The sequence below is a fragment of the Streptomyces fagopyri genome (genome assembly GCF_009498275.1).
Taxonomy (GTDB): domain Bacteria; phylum Actinomycetota; class Actinomycetes; order Streptomycetales; family Streptomycetaceae; genus Streptomyces; species Streptomyces fagopyri.
The window spans coordinates 6,264,302-6,289,283 of sequence record NZ_CP045643.1 but is presented as its reverse complement, the minus strand read 5'-3'; the positions used below and the strand labels follow the sequence as shown (position 1 = coordinate 6,289,283).

The 24,982-nt window shown below is 72.2% G+C and carries 18 protein-coding genes; 7 read left to right on the top strand and 11 right to left on the bottom strand.

The window, feature by feature from the left end; all coding sequences use genetic code 11:
* Positions 1–170: 170 nt before the first annotated feature.
* The 4 genes from dnaG to GFH48_RS27050 form a co-directional block, all read right to left on the bottom strand.
* Positions 171–2,081 (bottom strand): DNA primase, encoded by a 1,911-nt coding sequence (dnaG, locus tag GFH48_RS27065; RefSeq protein WP_153290738.1) that lies wholly within the window; start codon positions 2,079–2,081, stop codon positions 171–173.
* A 46-nt stretch (positions 2,082–2,127) separates the two neighbouring features.
* Entirely contained in the window at positions 2,128–3,393 is a 1,266-nt protein-coding gene (locus GFH48_RS27060) for an NAD(P)/FAD-dependent oxidoreductase (protein ID WP_153290737.1), read from the bottom strand.
* A gap of 93 nt (positions 3,394–3,486) precedes the next feature.
* Positions 3,487–4,860, bottom strand: coding sequence for a deoxyguanosinetriphosphate triphosphohydrolase (locus GFH48_RS27055; RefSeq protein ID WP_153290736.1), 1,374 nt, complete (start codon positions 4,858–4,860; stop codon positions 3,487–3,489).
* 62 nt (positions 4,861–4,922) lie between these two features.
* The gene (locus GFH48_RS27050) at positions 4,923–5,837 is read right to left on the bottom strand and encodes a sirohydrochlorin chelatase (RefSeq protein ID WP_153290735.1); all 915 of its coding nucleotides are present in this window, start codon (positions 5,835–5,837) and stop codon (positions 4,923–4,925) included.
* 237 nt (positions 5,838–6,074) lie between these two features.
* Between GFH48_RS27050 and GFH48_RS27045 the strand changes: the two genes are divergently transcribed.
* Both GFH48_RS27045 and GFH48_RS27040 read left to right on the top strand, forming a co-directional pair.
* Positions 6,075–6,803 (top strand): SanA/YdcF family protein, encoded by a 729-nt coding sequence (locus GFH48_RS27045; RefSeq protein ID WP_153290734.1) that lies wholly within the window; start codon positions 6,075–6,077, stop codon positions 6,801–6,803.
* Positions 6,800–8,305 carry a membrane-associated oxidoreductase gene (locus GFH48_RS27040; RefSeq protein ID WP_153290733.1) on the top strand — a complete coding sequence of 502 codons (1,506 nt, stop codon included), beginning with the start codon at positions 6,800–6,802 and terminating at the stop codon, positions 8,303–8,305. The genes GFH48_RS27045 and GFH48_RS27040 overlap by 4 nt, the downstream gene beginning before the upstream one ends.
* 70 nt (positions 8,306–8,375) lie before the next feature.
* Here the strand turns inward: GFH48_RS27040 and GFH48_RS27035 are convergent, their stop codons facing one another.
* A complete protein-coding gene (locus GFH48_RS27035; protein WP_153290732.1) occupies positions 8,376–8,813 on the bottom strand; it encodes a gamma-glutamylcyclotransferase family protein in 438 nt (145 codons plus the stop codon).
* 293 nt (positions 8,814–9,106) lie between these two features.
* Here GFH48_RS27035 and GFH48_RS27030 point away from each other — a divergent pair, with 293 nt between their 5' ends.
* The 3 genes from GFH48_RS27030 (at position 9,107) to GFH48_RS27020 (ending at position 12,643) form a co-directional block, all read left to right on the top strand.
* Positions 9,107–10,756, top strand: a complete 1,650-nt coding sequence (locus GFH48_RS27030; RefSeq protein WP_153290731.1) for a M4 family metallopeptidase — start codon at positions 9,107–9,109, stop codon at positions 10,754–10,756.
* Between the two features lie 510 nt (positions 10,757–11,266).
* The gene (locus GFH48_RS27025; RefSeq protein WP_153290730.1) at positions 11,267–11,794 is read left to right on the top strand and encodes a hypothetical protein; all 528 of its coding nucleotides are present in this window, start codon (positions 11,267–11,269) and stop codon (positions 11,792–11,794) included.
* Positions 11,795–11,971: 177 nt separating this feature from the next.
* Positions 11,972–12,643 (top strand): class F sortase, encoded by a 672-nt coding sequence (locus GFH48_RS27020; protein ID WP_153293128.1) that lies wholly within the window; start codon positions 11,972–11,974, stop codon positions 12,641–12,643.
* Between the two features lie 25 nt (positions 12,644–12,668).
* On the opposite strand, the gene GFH48_RS27015 is transcribed toward GFH48_RS27020, so the two are convergent.
* Positions 12,669–13,451, bottom strand: coding sequence for a sulfite exporter TauE/SafE family protein (locus GFH48_RS27015; RefSeq protein WP_153290729.1), 783 nt, complete (start codon positions 13,449–13,451; stop codon positions 12,669–12,671).
* 709 nt (positions 13,452–14,160) lie between these two features.
* Between GFH48_RS27015 and nirB the strand changes: the two genes are divergently transcribed.
* Both nirB and nirD read left to right on the top strand, forming a co-directional pair.
* Positions 14,161–16,746 carry a nitrite reductase large subunit NirB gene (nirB, locus tag GFH48_RS27010; RefSeq protein WP_194280685.1) on the top strand — a complete coding sequence of 862 codons (2,586 nt, stop codon included), beginning with the start codon at positions 14,161–14,163 and terminating at the stop codon, positions 16,744–16,746.
* On the top strand, positions 16,743–17,114 hold the full coding sequence (gene nirD, locus GFH48_RS27005) for a nitrite reductase small subunit NirD (protein WP_153290728.1): 372 nt from the start codon (positions 16,743–16,745) through the stop codon (positions 17,112–17,114). The genes nirB and nirD overlap by 4 nt, the downstream gene beginning before the upstream one ends.
* A gap of 202 nt (positions 17,115–17,316) precedes the next feature.
* Here nirD and GFH48_RS27000 read toward each other — a convergent pair whose 3' ends face one another.
* The 5 genes from GFH48_RS27000 to ppdK all read right to left on the bottom strand — a co-directional run bounded on the left by GFH48_RS27000 (position 17,317) and on the right by ppdK (position 24,885).
* Positions 17,317–18,255, bottom strand: a complete 939-nt coding sequence (locus GFH48_RS27000) for an oxidoreductase (RefSeq protein WP_153290727.1) — start codon at positions 18,253–18,255, stop codon at positions 17,317–17,319.
* 99 nt (positions 18,256–18,354) lie between these two features.
* Complete coding sequence (locus GFH48_RS26995) at positions 18,355–20,643, bottom strand: FtsX-like permease family protein (RefSeq protein WP_153290726.1); 2,289 nt, start codon at positions 20,641–20,643, stop codon at positions 18,355–18,357.
* Entirely contained in the window at positions 20,640–21,311 is a 672-nt protein-coding gene (locus tag GFH48_RS26990; protein WP_407698722.1) for an ABC transporter ATP-binding protein, read from the bottom strand. Before GFH48_RS26990 ends, GFH48_RS26995 begins: the two co-directional genes overlap by 4 nt.
* 85 nt (positions 21,312–21,396) lie before the next feature.
* Positions 21,397–21,714, bottom strand: coding sequence for a hypothetical protein (locus GFH48_RS39355; RefSeq protein ID WP_228120971.1), 318 nt, complete (start codon positions 21,712–21,714; stop codon positions 21,397–21,399).
* Positions 21,715–22,134: 420 nt separating this feature from the next.
* Positions 22,135–24,885: a pyruvate, phosphate dikinase gene (gene ppdK / locus GFH48_RS26980; RefSeq protein ID WP_153290724.1), complete on the bottom strand. Its 2,751-nt coding sequence runs from the start codon at positions 24,883–24,885 to the stop codon at positions 22,135–22,137.
* Positions 24,886–24,982 lie beyond the last annotated feature (97 nt).

Genomic DNA, 24,982 nt, shown 5'->3' with positions numbered 1-24,982 from the left:
GCGATTACCCTCGTGCACGAGTGCGCAGGACCGGGCGTGCGAAACCTGCGGAAAGGCGCATGTGGGGGGCGGACACCCGGGAACATGCGGGCGCCGGGGGCCGTGTCAGGGACGTGCGGGTTTCGGGCGCGGCGCCGGTGGAGTGGTGGTGGCCCTGACCGGACCGGCCCTCAGAGCGCCTCCGCGCCCCGCTCGCGCAGCGCCTGCCCGTACTGCTGGAGGACCCACAACTCGTTCTGCACGGCGGTCAGCTGGGCCGGGTCGCCGTGGGCGCTGGCACGGGCCAGGGCGCCCTGGACGTCCACGACACGACGCTCGACGGCACGGCGGCGGACCATGACCAGCTGGTCGCCGGCGTAGGTCTCGTCGACGGTCTTGCGCATGATGGCCTCGACGGCCAGCTCGGTGACCATGGCGCGCACCGTGTTGTCCGGGGCGGCCTCGCGGACCAGGACGAGGTACTCCTGGGGGTCCTGGGCACCGTACTCCGCGCCGCCCGCCTCCATGATCGCCTGGCGTACGGCGGCGTACGGCGGGGCGGTGAACTCGTCGATCCCATAGGCGTCGAAGGCCGGGGAGACCAGCTCGGGGCGCTGGAGGGCGAGCTTCAGCAGCTCGCGCTCGGTGGCGAAGACGGGGTTGCGGAGGTTGAGGGCGGGGCCGCCGTGAGGTGTCTGGACGGCCGCGTACGTCTGCTGCGGCCGCTGTCCGGCGGGGGCCGGGCCGGCCGGGCCCTTGCCGCCGCGGTCGCGGGCCCAACGGGCCAGCTGGGCCACCCGCTTGACCACGAACTGGGTGTCGAGGATGCCGAGCATGCCCGCGAGCTGCACGGCGACCTCGTGCTGGGCGCCGGTGTTCTTGATGCGGGCGACGACCGGGGCCGCCTCGTCGAGCGCGGACGCCCGCCCGGCCGGGGTCTCCAGGTCGTAGCGCGCGACGATGTGGCGAAGGGCGAACTCGAAGAGCGGGGTGCGTGGTTCCACGAGGTCGGCGACCGCCTCGTCACCCTTGGCGAGGCGCAGCTCGCAGGGGTCCATGCCGTCCGGGGCGACCGCGATGTAGGTCTCGGCGGCGAACTTCTGGTCGTCCTCGAAGGCGCGCAGGGCCGCCTTCTGGCCGGCCGAGTCGCCGTCGAAGGTGAAGATGACACGGGCCGAGCCGTTGTCCATCAGCAGTCGGCGGAGGATCTTGATGTGGTCGCCGCCGAAGGCCGTGCCGCAGGTCGCGATGGCGGTCGTGATGCCGGCCAGGTGGCAGGCCATGACGTCGGTGTAGCCCTCGACCACGACCGCGCGGCTGGTCTTGGCGATCTCCTTCTTGGCGAGGTCGATGCCGTACAGGACCTGGGACTTCCGGTAGATCGCCGTGTCGGGTGTGTTGAGGTACTTCGGGCCGTTGTCCGCCTCGTACAGCTTGCGCGCGCCGAAGCCGACGACCTCGCCGCCGATGTCGCGGATCGGCCACATCAGGCGGCCGCGGAAGCGGTCGATGGGGCCGCGCCGGCCTTCCTGGGAGAGGCCGGACAGGAGCAGCTCCTTGTCGGAGAAGCCCTTGCCGCGGAGGTAGCGGGTGAGATGGTCCCAGCCCTGCGGGCTGTAGCCGACGCCGAAGTGCGCGGCGGCGGCCTGGTCGAAGCCGCGCTCGGCGAGGAACTTGCGGCCGGTGTCGGCCTCGGGGCTGGTGTCGAGCTGGTCGATGTAGAACTGCGCGGCGGCCTTGTGGGCCTCGACCAGGCGGATGCGTTCGCCACGCTGGTGGGACGGGTTGTACCCGCCTTCTTCGTAACGGAGTGTGATGCCCGCCTGTCCGGCGAGACGCTCGACCGCCTCGGAGAAGGAGAGGTGGTCGACCTTCATCACGAACGTGATGGTGTCGCCGCCCTCCTGGCAGCCGAAGCAGTGGAAGAGACCCTTGCTCGGGCTGACCTGGAAGGACGGTGACTTCTCGTCGTGGAAGGGGCACAGGCCCTTGAGGTTGCCGCCGCCCGCGTTGCGCAGCTGGAGGTACTCCGAGACGACGGCGTCGATCGGGACCGCGTCCCGAACAGCCTTCACGTCCTCGTCGTTGATCCTTCCAGCCACGCGTGAATTCTACGGGGGCGCGGTGACAGCCGAGCGCCGCCGTGGGTCACGGGAGCAGACTGTCCAGCGGGACGTGCGGGTCGGCCAGTGCCTCGGCGTCCACCTGGGCCCGGGATCGGATCAGCTGCTGGATCGGCTCCGTGACGTCCCACACATTCACGTTCATCCCGGCCAGCACCCTGCCGTCCTTCAGCCAGAAGGCGATGAACTGCCGCTTGCCCGCGTCTCCGCGGATCACCACCTGGTCGTAGGTGCCCGGGGGCGCCCAGCCGGAGTACTCGAGTCCGACGTCGTACTGGTCGGAGAAGAAATAGGGCACGCGGTCGTACGTCGTCTCGCGGCCCAGCATCGCGCGGGCGGCCGCCGGTCCGCCGTTGAGGGCGTTGGCCCAGTGCTCGACGCGCAGCCGGGTGCCGAAGAGGGGGTGGGGGAAGGCGGCGACGTCGCCGGCGGCGTGGATGTCGGGGTCGGAGGTGCGCAGCCGTTCGTCGACTGCGATGCCGCCGCCCTGCGCACGGGGGGCGATCTCCAGGCCGGCGGCCTCGGCGAGCCCGGTGCGCGGCGCCGCTCCGATGGCCGCCAGGACGTCGTGGGCCGGGTGTTCCTCGCCGTCGTCGGTGCGGGCGGCGAGCACCATGCCGTCCTGGCCGACGATCTCGGTGAGGCGGGCACCGAAGTGGAAGCGGACGCCGTGCTCGCGGTGCAGCTCGGTGAAGAGCTGGCCGAGCTCGGGGCCGAGGACCGAGTGCAGCGGGGTCGCCTCCGGCTCGACGACGGTGACCTCGGCGCCGTACTCGCGGGCCGCGGCCGCGACCTCCAGGCCGATCCAGCCGGCGCCCGCGATCACGATGTGCCCGTTGTCCCGGCCGAGGGCGGCGAGGACTCCCTTCAGCCGTTCGGCGTGGGCGAGGCGGCGCAGGTGGTGGACTCCGGCGAGGTCGGTGCCCGCGATGTCGAGGCGGCGTGGCTCGGCACCGGTCGCGAGGAGCAGCTTGTCGTAGTGGACGAGGGTGCCGTCGTCGCCGAAGCGGACCGTCTTCGCGGTCCGGTCGATCGCGTCGACGGTCTGGCCGAGGTGCAGCTCCACGTCGTTCTGCGCGTACCAGGCGGGTTCGTGCACGAAGACGCTGTCGCGCTCCTCCTTGCCGAGGAGGTACCCCTTGGAGAGCGGCGGGCGCTCGTAGGGGTGGTCACGTTCGTCGCAGATCAGTATCACCCGCCCGGTGAATCCCTCCGCTCGGAGTGTCTCGGCCGCCTTGGCGCCGGCCAGGCCTCCTCCGACGATGACGAATGTCTGATCCGCGTCGACCACTTGATGCCTCCTCGTAAGGATGTCGCCCCATGCGAGCGTCCCGCACGCAGCGTGATGCGGGAAGAGGGAGTGGCCCGATCAGGCCACGCAGGGTCACACTCCGCCGCCTGCGGTGGGGCGGGTGGTGAGCCTGAGGTGCAGTGAGCGCGCCGAGGCGTCCGTCAGCGAGGCGATCTGGTCGACGATCACCCGTTTGCGGGCGCGGTCGTCGGGCGCCTCGTCGAACAGTGCCCTGAACTGCGGGTCCAGGCCGTCCGGGGCGCGGGCGGTGAGCGCCTCGGCGAGTTCGGCGACGACGATCCGCTGATCGGCCCGGAGCAGCTCCTGCTCGGCGCGCTGCATGACGTAACGGTCGGCGACCGCCTTGAGGACCGCGCACTCCAGGCGCGCGGCGCGCGGAACGACCAGTTCCGCGCCGTACCGGGTGAGTCTGCCGAGACCGTACGTGGTCCGTGTGGCGCCCTCCGCGGCCAGGCAGAAACGCCCGATGAGCTGGCTGGTGGCGTCCTTGAGCCGGGCCTGCGCGATGGCCGATCCGTCGTAGCCGTGCGGCCACCAGTCCTGGTCGAGGAGGCGGTCGAGGGCCTCGGCGAGTTCGGCGGGGTCGGTGTCCGCGGAGACGTACCGCCCGACGGCCACCGCGAAGATCTCCTGCCGCTCCGGCTCGGCGTACAGACAGCCGGGGTCGATGTGGCCCGCGTGCAGCCCGTCCTCGACGTCGTGCACCGAGTACGCCACGTCGTCCGCCCAGTCCATGACCTGGGCCTCGAAGCAGGTACGGGTCGGGGGGGCGCCCTCGCGGATCCAGTCGAAGACGGGCCGGTCGTCCTCGTAGACGCCGAACTTCGGTGACCCGGGGGCGGTGGGGTGGGCGCCGCGCGGCCAGGGGTACTTGGTGGCGGCGTCGAGGGTGGCGCGGGTGAGGTTGAGTCCGACGCTGACGAGCTCGCCGGTCTCCTTCGACGGCACGAACCGCTTGGGCTCTATGCGCGCCAGCAGCCGCAGCGACTGCGCGTTGCCCTCGAAACCTCCGCAGTCCCGCGCGAACTCGTTCAGCGCCTGTTCGCCGTTGTGCCCGAAGGGCGGGTGGCCGAGGTCGTGGGAGAGACAGGCCGCCTCGACGAGGTCGGGGTCGCAGCCGAGGGCGGCGCCCAGCTCACGGCCGACCTGGGCGCATTCCAGGGAGTGCGTCAGCCGGGTGCGGGGGCTGGCGTCCCAGGCCCGGTCGAGGGTTCCCCCGGTGCGGGCGGAGTCGAGGCCCTGCGGGAGGGTGCCGGGCGTGACGACCTGGGTCTTGCCCGCGAGCCGGCGCAGCGCCGAGGAGTGCAGCACACGCGCGCGGTCGCGCTGGAAGGCGGTGCGTCCGGGGCGCTTGTCGGGCTCGGCCGCCCAGCGCTCGACGGCGCTCTCGTCGTACTCCTCGGGGCCGGGGTGGTGCTCGAACGCCTTCGGTGCGGTGCCTTCCATGCACCCGACAGTAGACGCAGGCGGTGACGATCGGGGCCCGCGGGACCGCCGCGCGCCCCGGTTCAGGTCGCGGCGAGCTCGCGTTCGGAGGCCGGCTCGGGGGTCGCGAGTGCCTGGTCGTAGCGGTGCAGGACGAGGCGGGCCATCGCCGGGTGGGCGCCCAGGGGCGCGGCGGCGATCCAGGGGGCGGCCTCGGCGCACGCGGTGGCGAAGCGGCCGGGCGCGGTGAAGTAGGAGGCGACGGCGACGCGGTGGCGGCCACGGGCGGCCATGGCGCGCACGGCGGCCGGGACGGTGGGCGTGGCGGCGGACGCGTACGCCGCCACGACGGGCACCCCGAGGCGTTCGGCCAGCAGCCGGGCGGTGTGGCGGGTGTCGAGGGCCGCTTCGGGGTCGCGGGAGCCGGCGGCGGCCAGCACGACGCCGCTCCCCCGGCGGGCGGCGTCGCTCGTCCGGGTGTGCCAGCCGGCCTCGACCAGCCGCGCGTACAGGGTCTCGACGAGCAGCGGGTGCGGGCCGAGCGGGGTGGCGACGCGGGCGCGCAGGCCCGGGACGGCGGCCACGGCGTCGGGGACGTCCCGCTTGACGTGGTGGCCGCGGCTGAGCAGCAGCGGCACGAGGACGGCGCGGGGGTCACGGGCCGTGTCGATGGAGGCGAGGGTGGCGGCCAGCAGCGGTTCGTCGAGTTCGATGTGACCGAGCCGCACGGACAGGTGCGGGCGCATCTCGCGGACCCGTTCGGCGAGGGCGCTCACGGTGGCGAGCGCGCGCGGGTCGCGGCTGCCGTGCGCGACGAGGACGAGCGGCGGGCGCGCCGGGCGCGGTGTGCCGTCGAGCGCGACGAGGCCGAGCCGGCTGCCGAGCCGGCTGGTGATCGCTCGCATCAGTTGCGCCGTGCTGTCGAGGGGAGCGCCCGGGAGCAGCCGGGCCCCGGTGCCGGTCGGGGGCTCGTCGTGAGGGGGTTGCGACGCCGTCATGGGCTGATGGTGCCGGTAGGAGGTTGCCGTGCCGTTGCACCGGCATGACGGGTGTTTTCCGGGGGTTCACGGTGGCGTGCGGCCGGTCTGTGAGCCTCCCGAGCCCGCGGTCGGGCGGCGCCGGCCGACCGTGGTGGTCCCGGTCGGCGTACCGCACCGAACCGAACGGGCCTACGCTGCGTCCCCATCTGTCGAACGCCGCCGCGAGCCGACGCCACACCCGGGGGGACACCGACCATGCTGCGCCTGCCGCGCCCGAGCACCCGTAGACCGTCCTCCGCTCGGCTCAAACGGCTCCCGCGGCTCCCGCGCACCCGGGCCGGGCAGCGCCGGGCGGTGCAGGTGATCATGCTGCTGTGCGTTCTGGCGCTGCTCCCCGCGACCTGGCTGTACGTGGTGACGGGCGACCGGCTGCGGACCACCGCGGACGTGCCGAGGACCGGGGTCGCGGTGGTGTTCGGCGCGGGGCTGTGGGACGGCGAGCCGTCCCCGTACCTCGCGCACCGGCTGGACGCGGCGGCGCGGCTGTACCGGGCGGGGCGGATCGAGGTCGTCCTCGTCACCGGGGACAACAGCCGCGAGGACTACGACGAACCGGACGCCATGCGCGCGTATCTGACGCGGCACGGGGTGCCGGACGGCCGGATCGTCAGCGACTACGCCGGGTTCGACACCTGGGACTCGTGCGTGCGGGCCCGGAAGATCTTCGGGATCCACGAGGCGGTGCTGATCAGCCAGGGGTTCCACATCCGGCGGGCCGTCGAGCTGTGCCGGGCGGCGGGGGTGCGTTCGTACGGCGTCGGGGTCGACGCCAAGCACGACGTCACCTGGTACTACGGGGGTGCCCGCGAGGTGTTCGCGGCGGGCAAGGCCCTGCTGGACGTGGTGTTCGAGCCCGATCCGCGCTTCCTCGGGCGGAAGGAGCCCGGGGTGGCGCGGGCGCTGGCGGCGGCGGGCGCGCGGTGATCCCCGCCGACCTGACACCCGCGGAATGCCGGGTCCGGGACGCCTTCCCGCTCGGCGAGGGCGTCGACTTCCGCGAGAGCCCCGACGAGGACCCCGCGGACGGCGCCTCCTGGGGACCGGAGCGGACCGTGCGCGCCGAGGTGCTGCGGGCACTGCTGATCGGCGCGGACGCCCGGGACGGCGAGATAGCCGGCCTGAGGCTGAGCGGGGCGCGCGTCACCGGGCGGCTGGACCTGACCTACGGGACGGTCGACCATCCCGTACGCCTGCGGTTCTGCCATTTCGAGCGGGACCCGAACCTGTACGGGGCGCGGCTGCGCAACCTGGTGCTGAGCGACTCGGTGCTGCCCGGACTCACCGCGGGCACCCTGCGGGTGGAGGGCGTGCTGCGGCTCAGCTGCTGTCGTGTCACCGGGCAGGTGCGGCTCCAGGGCGCGAAGATCTCGGGCGCCGTCTTCCTGAACGGGGCGCGGCTCGGGGTGCCCGCGGACCCGGACGCCCCCGACCGGGATCCCGGGGCTCCGGAGACCGCGGCGGAACCGGCCCTCCAGCTCAACCACGCCGAGGTCGGCACCGATGTGTGGGCGGTCGGTCTCGTCGCCCACGGCCAGGTCCGGCTGAACGGCGCCACCCTGGGCGGGCAGTTGAACCTGGACGACGCGGAGCTGCACACGCCGGGCGGGACCGCGCTGCACGCCGAGACGCTGACCGTCGGCACCGATCTGCGGGCCATGCGGCTGCGCGCCCACGGGCGGGTCAACCTGAGCGGTGCCAGGATTCCCCACCAGCTCAATCTGGCCTACGCCCAGTTGTCGAACCCCGGGGGACCCGCCCTGCGGGCCAGCAGCTGTGTCATCGGCGAGCTGTGGCTGCGCGACGCCGCCCCGATCGTGGGCACGGTCAATCTGCGCCGCTCCCAGCTGGACCTGCTGCACGTTCCCCCGCAGACCTGGCCGGGCCGGGTGCGCATCGACGGCCTCAGCTATCGCACCCTCGCCCCGCACCTGCCCGCCGAACTGCGGCTGCCGCTGCTGGAACGCGAGGAGTCCGGCTATCTTCCGTACGCCTACGAGCAGTTGGCGGCCGCCTACCGGACCGCGGGTGACGACGCCGCGGCGCGTTCGGTGCAGCTGGCCAAGCTCCGGCGGCACCGCGGGACACTGTCACGCCCCGCTCGGTTCTGGGGTCTTCTGCAGGACGCGACCGTCGGGTACGGGTTCCGTCCGATGCGTGCGGCCGGCTGGCTGCTGTTGCTGCTGTGCACGGGGGCGCTCGCCTTCGCGCTGCACCACCCGCACGCCCTGAAACCGGCCGAGGCACCCGGCTTCAATCCCCTCGTCTACACCCTCGACCTGCTGCTGCCCCTGGTCGACTTCGGGCAGGAGACGGCCTTCGCGCCACGCGGCGGGTTCCAGTGGCTCTCGTACCTGCTGATCGCCACCGGCTGGATCCTGGCGACGACGATCGCGGCGGGCGTCACCCGCTCGCTCAACCGCCAGTGACCGGCGGCGGTCGCCGGTCACGCGCCGCTCCCGGCGCACCGCTCCCGGCGGGCACCGGCGACGGACCCCGTCACGGCGTGCGCCGGCGCTCCCGCCAGTCCCCGCCCGGGACGGGCCGGCCGTGGGCGCGCAGCCGGGCGGCGACGGCGGGGGCGGCCAGGTACACCCAGGCCCGCGCGGCCGTGCCGTCCACGCGGGTCACGTCCCGCACCACCCGCTCGTACGGACTGAGGGGGTCGCCCGGCACGTACTCCTCCAGCCTGTCGAGCGCGCCGAGCAGTTCCCCGTACGCCTCGGGCAGCGCCGTGACCAGTTCCCCGCGCACGACACCGGCGGGCTCCTCGACGGCGTACGGGTAGCCGGGGCCGTCGTACAGCACGATCCCCCCCATCCTTCCGGGCTCCTCGGACAGCGTCCGTCCGCGCAGGAAGAGGTCGTGGTTGTGTTCGCCGGGGCGCAGCGTGCCGTAGACGAAGAACGGCAGCCGTCCCGCGTGCGTGGCGTTCAAGAGCCGGTCTCCTCCCCTCGTCCCCGGGGTTGTCCCGGGGCCGCTCCGGAGGGTGCCACAAGCGTCGTTCCTGTGGTTGTTCCGGGGGCGTTCCGGCCGCCGTCTCCATGATCGTCACTCATTCGTGAGGGCGCGGAAACGATCCTCTCCACACTCGCCGAAACCACGCGAGCGCTATGGACATGACATGTCATGGACCTTTAAACCTGAACGGACATCAGCGCCCCCCCACCCCACCACGCGCCTGAGCGTGCCTCCCACACACGCCTGAGCGTGCCTCCCCGAGGAGACCGATGAGCCGGAACCGGATACGGCCCACCCGAGGTTCCCGTCTGGCCGCCGCCGGGGTGGCCGCGGCCACCACCGCCCTGCTGACGAGCGCCCTCACCCCCACCGCAGGCGCGGCCGACCGGCCGAGCCGGGCCACCGCGATCGCCGACGCGGCGACGGCCCTCGTGCGCGAGGCCGCCCGGCTGGGCCTGACCTCCGCCGAGGGCACCAGCGTGCGCGACGTCGTCGTCGACGCGGACGGCGGCCGCCATGTGCGCTACGACCGCACGTACCGCGGCCTGCCGGTGCTCGGCGGCGACTTCGTGGTCCACCTCACCCCCGACCGCTCCTACCGCGGCGCCGACCGGGCGACCTCCCGCGACCTGGCCCTCCCCACCACCACGCCCGCGCTCTCCGCACCGAAGGCCGCCGGTCTGGCCGCCACCGCGCTGCGCGCCGCGCACGTCGGCCAGACCCTGAGGAAGGTGACGGCCCGGCCGAGACTGGTGGTCGACGCCCTGCACGGTGCGCCCCGGCTGGCCTGGCGCACCGACGTGGTGGGCCAGGACTCGCTGGGCAACCCGGTCGCCCGCGCGGTGCTGACCGACGCCCGCACCGGCCGGCAGATCGACGCCTGGGACAGTATCGAGACGGCGACCGGTGACGGCAGGTCGCTCTACAGCGGCACGGTCCCGCTGGAGACCACGCCGTCCGGATCGGCGTACCAGCTGAAGGACCCGACCCGTGGGAACACGTACACGGGCGACGCGGCGGACAAGACGGACCTGTGCGTCCTCGGGATCTGCGTCAGCCGCGCCCCGGCGACCCTCTTCACGGACGCCGACAACCACTGGGGCGGCGGGGCGGCCCCGGACCGCTCCTCCGCCGCGGTCGACGCCCAGTACGGCACGGACCAGACCTGGGACTACTACGAGGACGTGCACGGACGGAACGGCATCGCGGGCGACGGGAAGGGCTCGTACAACCGCGTGCACTACGGCACCGACTACAACAACGCCTTCTGGGACGACGACTGCTTCTGCATGACGTACGGCGACGGTGACGGGACGACGCTCGGCCCGCTGGTCGCCCTCGACGTGGCCGGTCACGAGATGTCCCACGGCGTGACCTCGAAGACGGCGGCGCTGACGTACTCGGGTGAGTCCGGCGGTCTCAACGAGGCGACCTCCGACATCTTCGGCACGCTGGTGGAGTTCCACGCGCACAACGCCACCGACCCCGGGGACTACCTGATCGGCGAGAAGGTCGTACGCTCCGGGTTCGGCAAGCCGGCCCTGCGCTTCATGGACCGGCCCTCCAAGGACGGCGACTCGGCGGACTGCTGGAGTTCGTCGGTGGGGAACCTCGACGTCCACTACTCGTCGGGCGTGGCGAACCACTTCGCGTACCTGCTCGCCGAGGGCAGCGGCGCGGCGACCGTCAACGGAGTCTCCTACAACAGCCCGACCTGCGACGGTTCCACGGTCACCGGCATCGGCCGGGACAGGCTCGGCGCCATCTGGTACCGGGCGCTGACGGTCTACATGACGTCCTCGACCAAGTACGCGGGCGCGCGGACGGCGGCCCTGAGCGCGGCCAAGGATCTGTACGGCGCGGGGAGCACGGAGTACGCCGCGGTCGCGGCGGCGTGGTCCGCCGTGTCCGTGGGCTGACTCGGCGGTCGCCGGGCCGTACGCCCAGGGAGCCTCCCCGGGCCGTACGCCCAGGGAACGTCCGGTCGTGCCGAGGTCGAGCGGGCGCCGCGTCCCTCGCCTGGGCCGCACGCCCGGGTCGCCGGGGCCGTCCGGGCGTCCGTGTCGCAGGGGCCGTCCGGGCGTCCGTGTCGCTGGGGCCGGAAGCGCATGTCGCCCGGACCGGGCGTCCGTTGGCCGACACCGGACGCACAGGTCGCCGGGGCCGGGCGCCTTCACCCGTTCACCCCCGCCCTTCCCCCATCGGACGCCCGCTCGGCCCTCGCGTTCGGCGCACACCGTTGACCTGCCGAAACTCTCTCCGATCCCCCCGTACGGCCCTCTCTCACGACACCCGTTCAGCACACGTCCGGCTTTCCCCCGGCAAGCGGGCGCCCTCCGATGCCACTTTCCTCGGAAGGGCAGGGGCACGACCGACGCAGCGGCACTTGGGGGTGCCGCGGGCCGCGCCCCCTCGGAGGAGCAGCAACCATGCGACGCACAGCCCGTCTGCTGACCGGTACCGCGCTCGCCGTCGCCGCCGCGGGGCTCACCGTCGCACCCGCGTACGGCGAGAGCACCGTGAACCTGGAGGTGTCCCCCGCCACCGCGCTCCCGGGTGGCGACATCACCGTCAGCACGGCGGCGTGCGGTACGAACGGCGCCGCGACGGGTGACGCCAGCGCGGTCGGCGCCGGCACCTTCATGCTCGCCGCCGGCACGCGCGAGAACGACGCGGTCGGCCGGTTCCGGGTGCCGCCGAGCGCGCAGCCGGGAACGTACGAGATCGTCGCGAAGTGCTCCCGCGGCACACAGGTCACCGGCGATCTGACGGTCACCATGGCCGCGACGACCCCGGCGCGCGACCAGATCCAGCCGCGCGGACATGTGAACACGGGCGTCGGTGGCGCACTCGGCACCGACCCCACGAAGACCGCGGCGGGAGTGGCGGCACTGGCCGTCGCCGCCGCGGGCGGTACCTGGCTCCTGCATCGCCGGGCGAGAGGCGACGGGATCTGACGGACACCCTCCGCTGTCCGTCCGCCGGTACCGCCGTCCCCTCCCCCTCCGTGGCCCGACGCCCCTCGCGGCCCGGAGGGGGACGGGGACCCACCCCCGACACCCCCCAGAGCGACACCCCGAGGCGGCCCGGAAAGGACCCCTGAAGAACCCCGAGAGGAGGCTCCCGTGCGCCGGATGTCCAAGGCCGGTCCCCCGGGCAGCGCCGGCGACGCCGGCAGCACAGGAAACATAGGCAACATAGGCAACATCGTCATAACGTCCGTCACCGTGGTCGCCCTCTGTTCGGGCGTCTGGCTGGTGCGCAGTGGCACCGAGGGCCATCCGCCGCCCCAGCCGTCCGTCGCCCAGTCGGGCACCGGAGGCGCCGCCCGGCAGCCGGTCCCCGCGCTCCGCCACTCCCCGCCCGAGCGGATCCTCATACCCTCGATAGGTGTGAACGCCCCGCTGATGGGCCTCGGACTCACCCCCCAGGGCAGTCTGGACGTCCCGCCCGCCGCGCGGAAGAACCTCGCGGGCTGGTACGAGGCCGGCACCACGCCCGGCGAACGCGGCACCGCCATCGTCGCCGGTCATGTCGACAACACCGAGGGGCCGGCCGTCTTCTACGACCTCGGCGCGCTGCGCAAGGGCAGCGCCATCGAGGTGGCCCGCCGTGACGGCGGCACCGCCCGCTTCACCGTCGACGCCGTCGAGGTGTACGACGCCCGCGACTTCCCCGACGACAAGGTGTACGGGGCCGCGTCCCGCCCCGAACTGCGTGTCATCACCTGCGGCGGCGGCTATTCGAGCACGACGGGATACCAGGGCAACGTGGTCGTCTTCGCCCATCTGACCGGCAGCCGCTGACCCGGGCCCGGCCGGTGCTCCGGCCTCAGGCCGCCCACTGCTGGTACGCCAGGTTGGCGACCAGCGCGAACACCACCGTCAGCAGGACCACCCGGACGAACCCGCTGCCCCGCTTCAGCGCGGTGTGCGCCCCGACCGTGCCCCCGACGAGGTTGAAGACCGCCATCAGCGCGGCCAGCTGCCAGTACACCGTGCCCTTCCAGGCGAAGGTCGCGAGGGCGCCCGCGTTGGTGCAGCAGTTGACGATCTTGGCGGTGGCGGAGGCGGTCACCAGGTCGAGGTGGAGCAGCGCGGTCAGAGCGAGGACGAGGAAGGTGCCCGTGCCGGGGCCGATGAGCCCGTCGTAGAAGCCGATGCCGAGGCCCGCCAGTCCGATCGCGGCGAGCACACGGCGCGGCGAGACGGGCTCGGTGGAGGGCGCGGTGCCGAACGCGGGGCGCAGGATGACGAATGTCCCGACGCCGACCAGGACCACCATGACGACCGGTTTCAGGACGTCCGTGCTCATCCCGGCGGCCACGAAGGCACCGGCCGTCGACCCGGCGAGTGCCGCGAGACCGATCCGGACGGCCAGCAGCACGTCGACGGGCGCCTTGCGCGCGTACGTCACCGCCGCGCCGCTCGTCCCGACGATCGCGACCGCCTTGTTGGTGCCGAGCGCGTACGCCGCCGTGGTCCCGCTCGGCAGCCCGAGCAGCAGCGCGGGCAGCAGGAGCAGTCCGCCGCCGCCCACCACGGCGTCGATCCATCCCGCCGCGAGGGAGGCGAGGCACAGTACGACCACCATGGTCAGCGATATGTCGGGCATGATCGCGACCCTATGGACCGGATGGATGTGCCGTCCACGGAATTGGGTGTCTTCTGAGGTTCACCTCCTCGCGCGCGGGCACGGCGGGCGCGCCCCCACCCATCGGTGAGGGGTGTCGGCGGCGCCTGCCGGTGGGGGTGCGCCTTGCGCTGAGGGGGCCTGCGGGAGCTCCCGGTGAGCGGTGCGCCCGGCTGTGAGGGGTCTCGGCGGTGCCGGCCGGTGGACGGGGCACCCAGCGGTGACGGGTGCCGGCGGGACCCACCGGTGAGCCATGACGGACGGCGGCACCCGGTGGCGACGCGTGCCGGACCGCGGCACCACCGGTGGCGTCCATCGGACGGGGGCGGCGAGGACCCTCACAACCGGTCGCCGCCCCCGCTGAGGTCAGCGTTCCGCCCGGGAAACAGCGGTGATGCGACCGGGTAACACCGGCATCGCACGCTGCGGACATGACCTCGAACGCGCGGCCGGCGGTGACCGGCACCGGATCCGCGGCGGCCCGTCCCGCCCGGGGCGCGAAGCACCCGGCGACCCGGCGGACCCGGCGGACCCGGCGTCCCGACGAGCCCGGCGCCGCGAACAACCGGCGCTCGGGACGGCTCCCGCCGCACCCGCCGGCGCCGAGACGCACCGCCCCCGCCACCGCGTGCCGCCCACCGGGGTCCTGGCCGCAGGCCGCTCCACCGCTCCCCAACGACGGAGGCTCCTGATGTCCACGGACACCCCCACCATCGTGCTCGTCGGCCACGGCATGGTCGGCCAGCGCTTCCTGGAGGCGCTGGCCGAGCGTGGGCTGACCGCCACGCACCGGGTGGTCGTGCTGTGCGAGGAGCCCCGTCCGGCCTACGACCGGGTCCGGCTCACCTCGTACTTCTCGGGCCGTACCCCGGACGAACTGTCGCTCACCGACGCCGGGTTCATCGCCGCGCACGGCATCGAGCTGCACCTCCGCGACCCGGCCGAGACGATCGACCGGGCGGCGCGGACGGTGACGGCCCGCTCCGGTCTGACCGTCGCCTACGACACCCTGGTCCTCGCCACCGGCTCCGTCCCCTTCGTGCCGCCCGTGCCCGGCAGGGACGCCGAGGGCTGCTTCGTGTACCGGACCATCGAAGACCTGCTCGCCATCGAGGAGTTCGCGAAGGCGCGGGCCACGACCGGCGCGGTGGTCGGTGGCGGTCTGCTGGGGCTGGAAGCGGCGGGCGCGCTCCAGGGCCTCGGACTGGCCACCCACATCGTGGAGTTCGCGCCGCGGCTGATGCCCGCGCAGGTCGACGAGGGCGGCGGCGCGGCACTGCTGCGTACCGTCAGGGACCTCGGTCTGACCGTCCACACCGGCACCGGCACCCAGGAGATCGTCACCGGTGCCGACGGCGCCGTGACCGGCATGAGACTCTCCGACGGTTCCGAACTCCCCACGGATCTCGTCGTGTTCTCGGCGGGCGTGCGTCCACGCGACCGGCTCGCCCGCGACACCGGGCTCACGGTCGGCGAGCGCGGCGGCATCACGGTCGACGAGCGGTGCCGCACCTCCGACCCGCGTGTGTTCGCGATCGGCGAGTGCGCCCTCGCGTCCGACGGCCGGGTGTACGGGCTGGTCGCGCCCGGGTACGAGATGGCCGAGACGGCCGCCGCGACGATCGCCGGCACGGACGCCGGTTTCACCGGTGCCGACCTCTCCACCAAGCTCAAGCTGCTCGGTGTGGACGTCGCGTCCTTCGGCGACGCGCACGGCACCACCGCCGGCTGCCTCGACGTCGTCTACTCCGACTCGCGCTCCGGCACGTACCGCAAACTCGTCGTCGGCCCGGACGGCGAGCTGCTCGGCGGCATCCTGGTCGGCGACGCCGACGCGTACGGCACCCTGCGCGCCCTCACCGGCTCCGTGCCGCCGATCGCCCCCGAGCACCTGGTGCTTCCGGCGGGCACGGGCGCCCCGGTCGCTCTCGGCCCCTCCGCGCTCCCCGACTCGGCCGTCGTCTGCTCCTGCCACAACGTCACCAAGGGCACGGTCCGCGCGGCGGTCACCGAGCACTCCCGCACCACCGTGCCGGAGGTGAAGAAGTGCACCAAGGCCGGTACGGGCTGCGGGAGTTGCGTCAGGGTCCTCGGTCAGCTCGTCGACGAGGAACTGGCGGCGCACGGCGTCGAGGCCGACCACGGCCTGTGCGGCTGCTTCCCGCAGACCCGCGAGGAGCTGTACGAGATCGTCCTCGCGTTGCGGATCTCCTCGTACCAGGCGCTGCTCGACCGTTACGGGCGGCCCGGTGCCCGGGGCGGCGACGGCTGCGAGGTCTGCAAACCGGCCGTCGCCTCGGTCCTCGCCTCGCTCGCCGCGGTCACCGGCGCGAGCGGCCATGTCCTCGACGGCGAGCAGGCGGCCCTCCAGGACACCAACGACCATTTCCTCGCCAACCTGCAGAGGAACGGCTCGTACTCGATCGTGCCGCGGGTCCCCGGCGGCGAGATCACCCCCGAGAAGCTCATCGTGATCGGTGAGGTCGCCCGGGACTTCGGTCTCTACACCAAGATCACGGGCGGTCAGCGCATCGACCTGTTCGGCGCCCGGGTCGAGCAACTCCCCCTGATCTGGGCCAGGCTGGTGGACGCGGGCTTCGAGTCGGGGCACGCGTACGGAAAGGCGCTGCGGACCGTGAAGTCCTGCGTCGGCCGGACCTGGTGCCGCTACGGGGTCCAGGACTCGGTCCGGATGGCGATCGACCTGGAGCTGCGCTACCGCGGGCTGCGCTCGCCCCACAAGCTCAAGTCCGCGGTCTCCGGGTGCGCCCGGGAGTGCGCCGAGGCCCGGTCCAAGGACTTCGGCGTCATCGCCACGGCCGGCGGCTGGAACCTCTGGGTCGGCGGCAACGGCGGTGCCACACCGCGCCACGCCGACCTGCTCGCGCAGGACCTGGGCGATGCCGAACTGATCCGTCTGATCGACCGGTTCCTGATGTTCTACATCCGTACCGCCGACCGGCTGGAGCGCACCTCGGCCTGGCTGGAGCGGATCCCGGGCGGACTCGGCCATGTCCGGGACGTCGTCGTGCACGACTCGCTCGGCATCTGCGAAGAGCTGGACTCCCTGATGGCCGCCCATGTCCGCGCCTACCGCGACGAGTGGGCGGAGACCATCCGCGACCCGGAACGGCTGGCCCGCTTCGTGTCGTTCGTGAACGCCCCCGGCACCCCCGACCCGGTGGTCGGCTTCGTCCCCGAACGCGATCAGATCAAACCGGACCTGCCGCTGCTGGCCATCGGCCGACGCCCCCTGGAAGGAAGCGCCCAGCGATGACCCGACCACGGAACACCCAGCCCCCGAAGGTCCAACTGCGCTTGTATGACGCCTGGTTGACCATCTGCGAGCTGTCCGCCCTGACACCCGGCCGGGGGGTGGCCGCGCTGCTGCCGGACGGCCGCCAGGCCGCTGTGTTCCGCGACCGGTCGGGCCGGACGTACGCCATCGACAACCGCGACCCGTTCAGCGGCGCGGCGGTCCTCTCCCGCGGCCTGACCGGCTCCCACCAGGGCCGTCCCTTCGTCGCCTCGCCCCTCCTCAAGCAGCGGTTCGACCTGGAGTCGGGACGGTGCCTGGACGACGGGACGGTGACGGTCACGACCTACGAGGTACGGACACGGCCGGACAGCGCGCACACCGACTGACCTGACCGGTCGTTCCGGAAAGACCTGGGGGCACCGCTCGCGGACCTTGCGAAGAAGGACCGGCACACGCGGTGCGACATCGGCACGACCGGGGTGTTCCTGGCTCCCCGGGCCCAGATCCGGCGGATGCGGACCCGGCCGGACGGCGGCGCGAACCTGGAGGTCGACGGCGGCGGGGCGCTCCGGGGCGCCGGTCGACCGGTCAGGCCTTCAGGGCGTCGTACGGCACTCCGGTGAGCTGCTCGGAGACGTCCCAGAGCCGCTCGCCCGCCGTGTCGTCGCGGGTCCAGCCGGTCCGCCAGGACTCCGCCGGAGCGCCGCGCCACATCGCGAACGATGGTCCGGTGAAGGAATCGGGGCGCACGCCGGGCGCGGTGGCCGCGTACAGCGTGGGCAGGGCCCCCGCCTGCGGGCTCTGCCCGAAGACCCGGTTGCCGATCTCCATGAACCGCTCGGCTCCCTTGCGGCCGGCCATCCGGGGCCCGGCGGTCTGCAGATTCGTCGCGGCGTACCCGGGATGCGCCGCGGCCGCGACGACGTCGGACCCGACGGCCGCCAGTCGGCGCGCCAGTTCATGGGTGAAGAGCAGGTTGGCGGTCTTGGAGCGGGCGTAGGCGATCCAGCGCCGGTAGGAGGGGCGCTCGCTGTCGAGGTCGTCGAGGTCGATGTTCGAGAGCGCGTGCACCATGCTCGACACGGTCACGACGCGTGCGCGGGGGGTGTTCAGCAGGGCGGGGAGCAGCATCCCGGTGAGCGCGAAGTGCCCGAGGTGGTTGACCCCGAACTGCGTCTCGAACCCGTCGGCGGTACGCCCCTGCGGCAGGGCCATCACCCCGGCGTTGTTGACGAGCAGGTCGAGGCGCTCGCCGTACGCGTGGTCGTACGTCGCCGCGAACTCCCCCACGGAGTCGAGGTCTCCGAGGTCCAGTCGTACGAACTCCACGTCGGCGCCCGGTACTTCGGAGACGATCCGGTCGCCCGCCTCGTTCCCCCGTGCCTCGCTCCGGCAGGCCAGCACGACCCGCGCTCCACGCCGGGCCAGCTCACGCGCCGTGACATGGCCGATCCCGCTGTTGGCGCCGGTGACGACGGCCGTACGACCGCTCTGGTCGGGGATGTCGTTCACGTTCCACGCGGCCATGCCGGACCTCTTTCACCGATGCCTGTCACTCACCGTACGCCGCACCCCTTTCTCCTGCCTCGGACCGTCGGGCCCGGTCAGTGACGCCGGACCAGCGGGTCAGTGACGCCGAATCAGCTCGGGATCGATCCGCCGCCCGACCAGCGGCAGCGCACCGACCGCGGCGACGGCCACGACGCCCAGCGCGCCGACGAGCAGGACAGGGACCCCGGCCCCGTCCCAGAACACCGTCCCGCCTCCGACGACCAGGTAACTCGTCTCGGCCATCTTCCCCACCAGCACCGCCGGCACCAGCCCCACCACCAACGGCAGCACCACCTGCGCCACCTGCACGGCCCGCAGCGTCCGCGCCCGCGCCCCGAGCAGGGTCAACGCGGTGACCTGCGGCCGCCGCTCCACGGCACGGTCGGTGGCGGCCACGAGGTAGGCGGCGACACCGATGACGAGGCCGAGGACGATGCCTACGGTGAGGAGGGTTTTGACGATGGCGTTCTCCTGGAGGGCGGTGACGTCAACTCCCTGCGGGACGACAATCTCCGTAGGGACGGCTGCGCCGATCCCGTCGAGAACACGCCGCACCGTCGCGTTGTCGGAGTCGCTGACGAGAACGAGGGTGGTCCGCAGCGGATAACGGACGTGCCTCGGCAGCATGGTCGGCGGCAGGAGAATCGCCTCGCCACCGATCATTTCGCTGCCCGCCTTGTTGTGGACCCGCACCTTCTGGTCCGGCACCGTGAGCTTCAGATCGCGGTTGTGGCGCCCATCCCCCAGCGCGAAGTGGAAGCTGTCCCCCGCTTCGAAGCCGCCCTCCGTCGGCGCGGAATCCCGCAGCCACAGAGGCCGTCCGTCGACGCACCCTTCGACCGACCGCACCGCCCTTCGTAACTGGGTACACGAGGCGACCACCGCGGTGGCGGCGTTGTGTGGCAGTTCGCCGCCGTCGTAGTCCGACGTCATCACGGCGAAGTGCGTCCGCAGCCCTGGCAGGCTTTCCAGCGCCCGCCGCTGAGACTCCCCGATCTTCTCGAGCAGGATGTCGTACCGCTGCACCGCCGAGGTGTTCCTGGAAACCTCGTTCATCTGGATGACTACGCCCTGCGCCAGGGAAGCGACGAACACCAGCAGAACAAGGCCGGCGGCCACCCGGAGCACACCACCGGACTCCGCCTCGTTGCGCCGCATCGCGAGGCCCAGCGGGAGCGACTCCGTGGTGCGGGCCACCCTGCGCGCCAGAAACCCGGACAGCTCGGGAAGAGACAGCACGAGCCCCACGCCGACGAGGACGATCGCCGACGGAACGAGCCACGCCGACAGGAACGTACTGGTGGGGACATGCCCCGTGGCTCCTGCGACGCAGTAGCCCGTCATCACGCCGACACCGGCGGCCAGAGGCACGAATCCCCACTTCGACGGCGCCTTCTCCACCGCGCCGCGCCGAACGGCCAGTGGACTGGCCGCGGCCTTGCGCGCGCTGGCACGACCCACGAACCACGCGAGCGCGGGACAGCCCACAAGGCACACCACGACCGTCGTGGCCGAGAGGTTCCCGTCGGACGGATACATGCTGAAGCCGGGCAGGCCGACCCAGCACACGAGCTGGTTCACCACCTCGTACTGGAAGAGGCCCAGGACAGCGCCCAGAGTGGCCGCCGCGACCGTCTCGGCGGCGTTCACCCGCTGCGTGCCCTTCCTGCTCAGCCCCAGCAGCCGGAGGGCGGCCAGGCGGCGGGTGCGCTCGGCCGCGGACAGACGCGCGCACACCGAGAGGAAGACGGTGAGCGGCAGCAGCACGACACCTGCCATGGCGAAACGGAGGGTGTCGAGCGTGGCAGGCTCCATCGTGGGAATCGGCACGTAGCCAATGCCCCACCGCCTGACGGGACGTCCGTCGGAGAGCGCGCTGCGGCTCACGCCCACGTAGGCCACGAGTTCGTCGGGGCGCGCCAGCCCCTTGGCTCCGATCAGCCCTGCCTCCTTGCCCGGAAGCCGCTGTGCCAACCCCGGCTCGGCCCGCAGCAGTCGGTGCAGAGCGGGGGAAGTGAATACCTGGCCGTCCCGGGGGAGCGTGACCAGACCGGGCGGCGGCTCGATCTCCCTGGTGCCTCGCGCGATGAAGACCCGGGTCAGAGGTGTCGCGCCATAGGGATCGGTGCGGTCGATCGCCAACGGAAAGCCGTCAGAGATCGCACGGCCGGTGCTGTCTCGCGCAACGACCCGCTGCCGGGCCGCGACACGCCCGTCCTGGGATTCGAGGATCCCTGGAATGGCGAGCACGATCGCCAGACAGCACACACCGAGCGAGCCGCCCGCCACCATGAGGGCGAACCGCGCGCGATTTCCGCGCCCGCTGCCGAGCAACAGCTTCAGCCCCAGAAGAAGTTCCCTCACGACGCTTCCTGTTCTCGGACGAGCAGTGAGCCGTCGCACATCGTGTAGTGACGGTCCGCCCGCGCCGCGACCTTCGGGTCGTGGGTGACCAGGACGACGGCCGTGCCCTGTGAGCGGGCGAGGCCGAGGAACTCGTCCAGCACCGTGGCGGCGTTGGCGCTGTCCAACGATCCGGTGGGCTCGTCGGCGAAGACCACCGCCGGCCGGTGCACGAGGGCACGCGCCACAGCGACTCGCTGGCTCTGGCCGCCCGAAACCTCCGAGGGGCGCCGCCCCCGCAGGTCGCCGAGCCCGAGTCGTTCCAGCACCTCGCCGGCCGCGGCGAGCGCCTTTCTCTTGCGCTGCCCTGCCAGTCTCAGCGGAAGCGCCGTGTTCTCCTCCACGGTCAGTTCGGGCAGCAACTCCCCGTACTGGAAGACGAATCCGAAGCGATCGCGACGCAGCGCACTGAGCCGGTCATCGTCGAGCGCACCCAACGTTCGTCCCTCGAAACGGACTTGCCCTGACGTGACGGGCAATACGCCTGCCAGGCAGTACAGGAGGGACGACTTTCCCGACCCGCTCTGTCCCGTGATCGCTACCGCTTCTCCCCGCCTCAGGGCGATGGTCGCGCCCCTGACGGCATGCGACCGTCCGTAGAAGAGGTCGATCCCCGTGGCCGACAAGATCTCTGACGTTTTGATGTGGGTCTCCAGGCAAACAGCAGCGGGCGGACCCGGGCTCACGCCCGGGTCCTGCGCGCCGGGGCGTCGGCTACGGCTCGAAGTGGCGCGGCACGGAGCAGTTGTCCGGCACGACGGCACCCAGGTCCCGACAGGCCCGGACCTCCGCGTCATCCGTGTACCGCTGGGCACCGTCCCAGTTGAAGTGGTGCATGGACACGGTCTGCCGCTGCTTCCCGTAGTAGCGGACCCAGTTGTGCCCCTCGACCCGGACCTGCATGTACACGTTGTGGCCGTCACCGACCGAGGCGTCCCGGAGTTCACCGGTCCACTCGAAGGCGCCGTGATTCCGGCCGGCCGGGTTGAACTGGTAGTGCCCGCGGGTGAAGGCCACGCCGGTCGGTGTCAACGGAGGGATCGTGTGCCACGACTCCGCCGCCGCGACCCCCATCCCCATAAGGAACACCCCAGCCGCCACCGCGCTCACCATCGCCGTCTTCATCTGTCACCTCTCTGATCCCGGCAGTCCCACGACCACCGGAGATGACAGAAGGTAATGGATCAGTAACGCGCTGAAACCTTTGGCCTCCGGATCGCCATCCCATCAGGTGATCCGGGAGCACGGGAGGCGCGGGTGAGGGTCGGGGTGGGTGGTCAACCCCTCCTGAGGTGCGGTGACTTCCTCGGCGTGGACCGCCGGAGGCTCACGCACGACGGGGCGGCACCCCGCACAAGGTGCCGCCCCGCTTCTTTCGTACGCCGGAACCGTCGATCGCCGGTGAGGGTCGAATGGCGGTCTAAGGGACCGGAGTTCCCGGTGCGCCCGCGGCTACCGGTGGTCGCTGCCCTTCGACGTCGACGCCGCGCGGCCCGCCTCCAGGCGCGCCACCGGAATCCGGAACGGCGAGCAGGAGACGTAGTCGAGACCCACCTCGTGGAAGAAGTGGACCGATTCGGGGTCACCGCCGTGTTCGCCGCAGACCCCGAGCTTCAGATCGGGACGCGTCGCGCGGCCCGCCTTGACGGCGGAGCGGACGAGGGAGCCCACGCCGTCCCGGTCGATGGTCTCGAAGGGCGAGACCCCGAAGATGCCCTTCTCCAGGTACGCCGTGAAGAAGCTCGCCTCCACGTCGTCGCGGGAGAAGCCCCAGACGGTCTGCGTGAGGTCGTTCGTGCCGAAGGAGAAGAACTCGGCGGCCTCGGCGATCTGTCCCGCCGTGAGGGCGGCCCGCGGGAGTTCGATCATCGTGCCGATGGCGAGCTTCAGTTCGACGCCCGTCGTCTCCTGCACCTCCGCGATGACCCGGTCGGCCTCGTCGCGGACGATCTCCAGTTCCTGGACCGTGCCGACCAGCGGGATCATGACCTCGGCGCGCGGGTCGCCCTTGGCGTTCCTGCGCTCGGCCGCCGCCTCCGCGATGGCCCGCACCTGCATCGTGAACAGGCCGGGGATGACCAGACCGAGGCGCACACCGCGCAGACCCAGCATCGGATTCTGCTCGTGCAGCCTGTGCACCGCCTGGAGCAGGCGCAGGTCGTTCTCGTTGGCGTCGCCACGCGACTCCGCGAGCGCCACCCGTACCGACAGTTCGGTCACGTCGGGCAGGAACTCGTGCAGCGGCGGGTCGAGGAGACGGATCGTCACCGGAAGACCGTCCATCGCCTCGAAGAGTTCGATGAAGTCCCGCTTCTGGAGCGGGAGAAGCTCCTTCAGGGACTCCTCGCGCTCCGCGTCCGTGTCGGCCAGGATCAGGCGCTCCACCAGCTCACGGCGGTCACCGAGGAACATGTGCTCGGTACGGCAGAGGCCGATGCCCTGCGCCCCGAAGCGCCGCGCCCGCAGGGCGTCCTCCGCGTTGTCGGCGTTGGCCCGCACCCGCAGCCGGCGGACCCGGTCCGCGTACGCCATGATCCGGTGCACGGCGGCGACCAGTTCGTCGGCGTCGTCCGCGCCGGCGTGCATCCGGCCCTCGAAGTACTCGACGACCGGGGAGGGCACGACCGGGACCTCGCCGAGGTACACCTTGCCGGTGGAGCCGTCGATCGAGACGACGTCGCCCTCCTCGATCACGACCCCGCCGGGGGCCGTCATCCGGCGCCGCTTGGTGTCGACCTCCAGTTCCTCCGCGCCGCACACGCACGTCTTGCCCATGCCGCGCGCGACGACCGCCGCGTGCGAGGTCTTGCCGCCGCGGGAGGTGAGGATGCCCTCCGCCGCGATCATGCCGTCGAGGTCGTCGGGGTTGGTCTCGCGGCGGATCAGGATGACCTTCTCGCCGGAACGCGACCACTTGATCGCCGTGTACGAGTCGAAGACGGCCTTGCCGACGGCCGCGCCCGGCGAGGCGGCGATGCCCCGGCCGATCTGCTCGACCTTCGCCTGGTCGTCGAAGCGCGGGAACATCAGCTGGGCGAGCTGGGCGCCGGTCACGCGCTGGAGCGCCTCGGCCTCGTCGATCAGGCCCTGGTCGACGAGCTGGGTGGCGATCCGGAAGGCCGCGCCCGCGGTGCGCTTGCCGACGCGGGTCTGGAGCATCCACAGCTGGCCGCGCTCGATGGTGAACTCGATGTCACAGAGGTCCTTGTAGTGGTTCTCCAGGGTCTCCATGATCCGCATCAGCTGGTCGTACGACTTCTTGTCGATCGACTCCAGCTCGGCGAGCGCGACCGTGTTGCGGATGCCGGCGACGACGTCCTCGCCCTGGGCGTTCTGCAGGTAGTCGCCGTACACGCCCTGGTGCCCGGAGGCCGGGTCGCGGGTGAAGGCGACTCCGGTGCCGGAGTCGGGGCCCAGGTTGCCGAAGACCATCGAGCAGACGTTGACGGCCGTGCCGAGGTCGTGCGGGATGCGCTCCTGGCGGCGGTAGAGCTTGGCGCGGTCGGTGTTCCAGGAGTCGAAGACCGCGTGGATGGCGAGGTCCATCTGCTCGCGCGGGTCCTGCGGGAAGTCCCGTCCGGCCTCGGTCTTGACGATCCTCTTGAACTTCGTGACCAGCTTCTTGAGGTCCGCGGCCTCCAGCTCCGTGTCGACGCTGACCTTCTTGGCCACCTTCGCGGCCTCCAGCGCGTCCTCGAACAGCTCACCGTCGACGCCGAGGACCGTCTTGCCGAACATCTGGATGAGACGGCGGTAGGAGTCCCACGCGAAGCGGTCGTCGCCTGACTGCCGGGCGAGACCCTGGACCGACTTGTCGGAGAGCCCGATGTTCAGGACCGTGTCCATCATGCCCGGCATGGAGAACTTCGCACCGGAACGGACCGATACGAGCAGGGGGTCGTCGGCCTGGCCGAGCGTCTTGCCCATGCCGGCCTCGAGCGCCTGAAGGTGCGCGCCGACCTCGTCACGCAGTGCCGCGGGCTCCTCGCCGCTGTCGAGGTACGTCTTGCAGGCCTCGGTGGTGATCGTGAAGCCCGGAGGGACGGGAAGGCCCAGGTTGGTCATCTCGGCGAGGTTCGCGCCCTTGCCGCCCAGGAGGTCCTTGAGGTCCTTGTTGCCCTCGGTGAAGTCGTAGACGAACTTCACTTCCCCGGCACCGCTGTCGCCGCTCCCGGCTACGTGGGGATCTTTGTTTTCCGACACGCGTCTCGACTCCTCGACGTCGCGGTGGCTGCCCTGACGGCGAGGAACATACCCAGATCGAAGGCACCTGGGTACGTCCACTTGCACGTCATGCGCC

What these genes read in the sequence shown, in the direction of transcription:
- GFH48_RS27030 (WP_153290731.1), top strand. Translation starts at nt 9,107, where the DNA reads ATGAGCCGGAACCGGATACGGCCCACCCGAGGTTCCCGTCTGGCCGCC.
- GFH48_RS27025 (WP_153290730.1), top strand. Translation starts at nt 11,267, where the DNA reads ATGCGACGCACAGCCCGTCTGCTGACCGGTACCGCGCTCGCCGTCGCC.
- GFH48_RS27000 (WP_153290727.1), bottom strand. Translation starts at nt 18,255, where the DNA reads ATGGCCGCGTGGAACGTGAACGACATCCCCGACCAGAGCGGTCGTACG.
- GFH48_RS27015 (WP_153290729.1), bottom strand. Translation starts at nt 13,451, where the DNA reads ATGCCCGACATATCGCTGACCATGGTGGTCGTACTGTGCCTCGCCTCC.
- GFH48_RS27050 (WP_153290735.1), bottom strand. Translation starts at nt 5,837, where the DNA reads ATGACGGCGTCGCAACCCCCTCACGACGAGCCCCCGACCGGCACCGGG.
- nirD (WP_153290728.1), top strand. Translation starts at nt 16,743, where the DNA reads ATGACCCGACCACGGAACACCCAGCCCCCGAAGGTCCAACTGCGCTTG.
- GFH48_RS27020 (WP_153293128.1), top strand. Translation starts at nt 11,972, where the DNA reads ATGTCCAAGGCCGGTCCCCCGGGCAGCGCCGGCGACGCCGGCAGCACA.
- GFH48_RS27045 (WP_153290734.1), top strand. Translation starts at nt 6,075, where the DNA reads ATGCTGCGCCTGCCGCGCCCGAGCACCCGTAGACCGTCCTCCGCTCGG.
- GFH48_RS27055 (WP_153290736.1), bottom strand. Translation starts at nt 4,860, where the DNA reads ATGGAAGGCACCGCACCGAAGGCGTTCGAGCACCACCCCGGCCCCGAG.
- nirB (WP_194280685.1), top strand. Translation starts at nt 14,161, where the DNA reads ATGTCCACGGACACCCCCACCATCGTGCTCGTCGGCCACGGCATGGTC.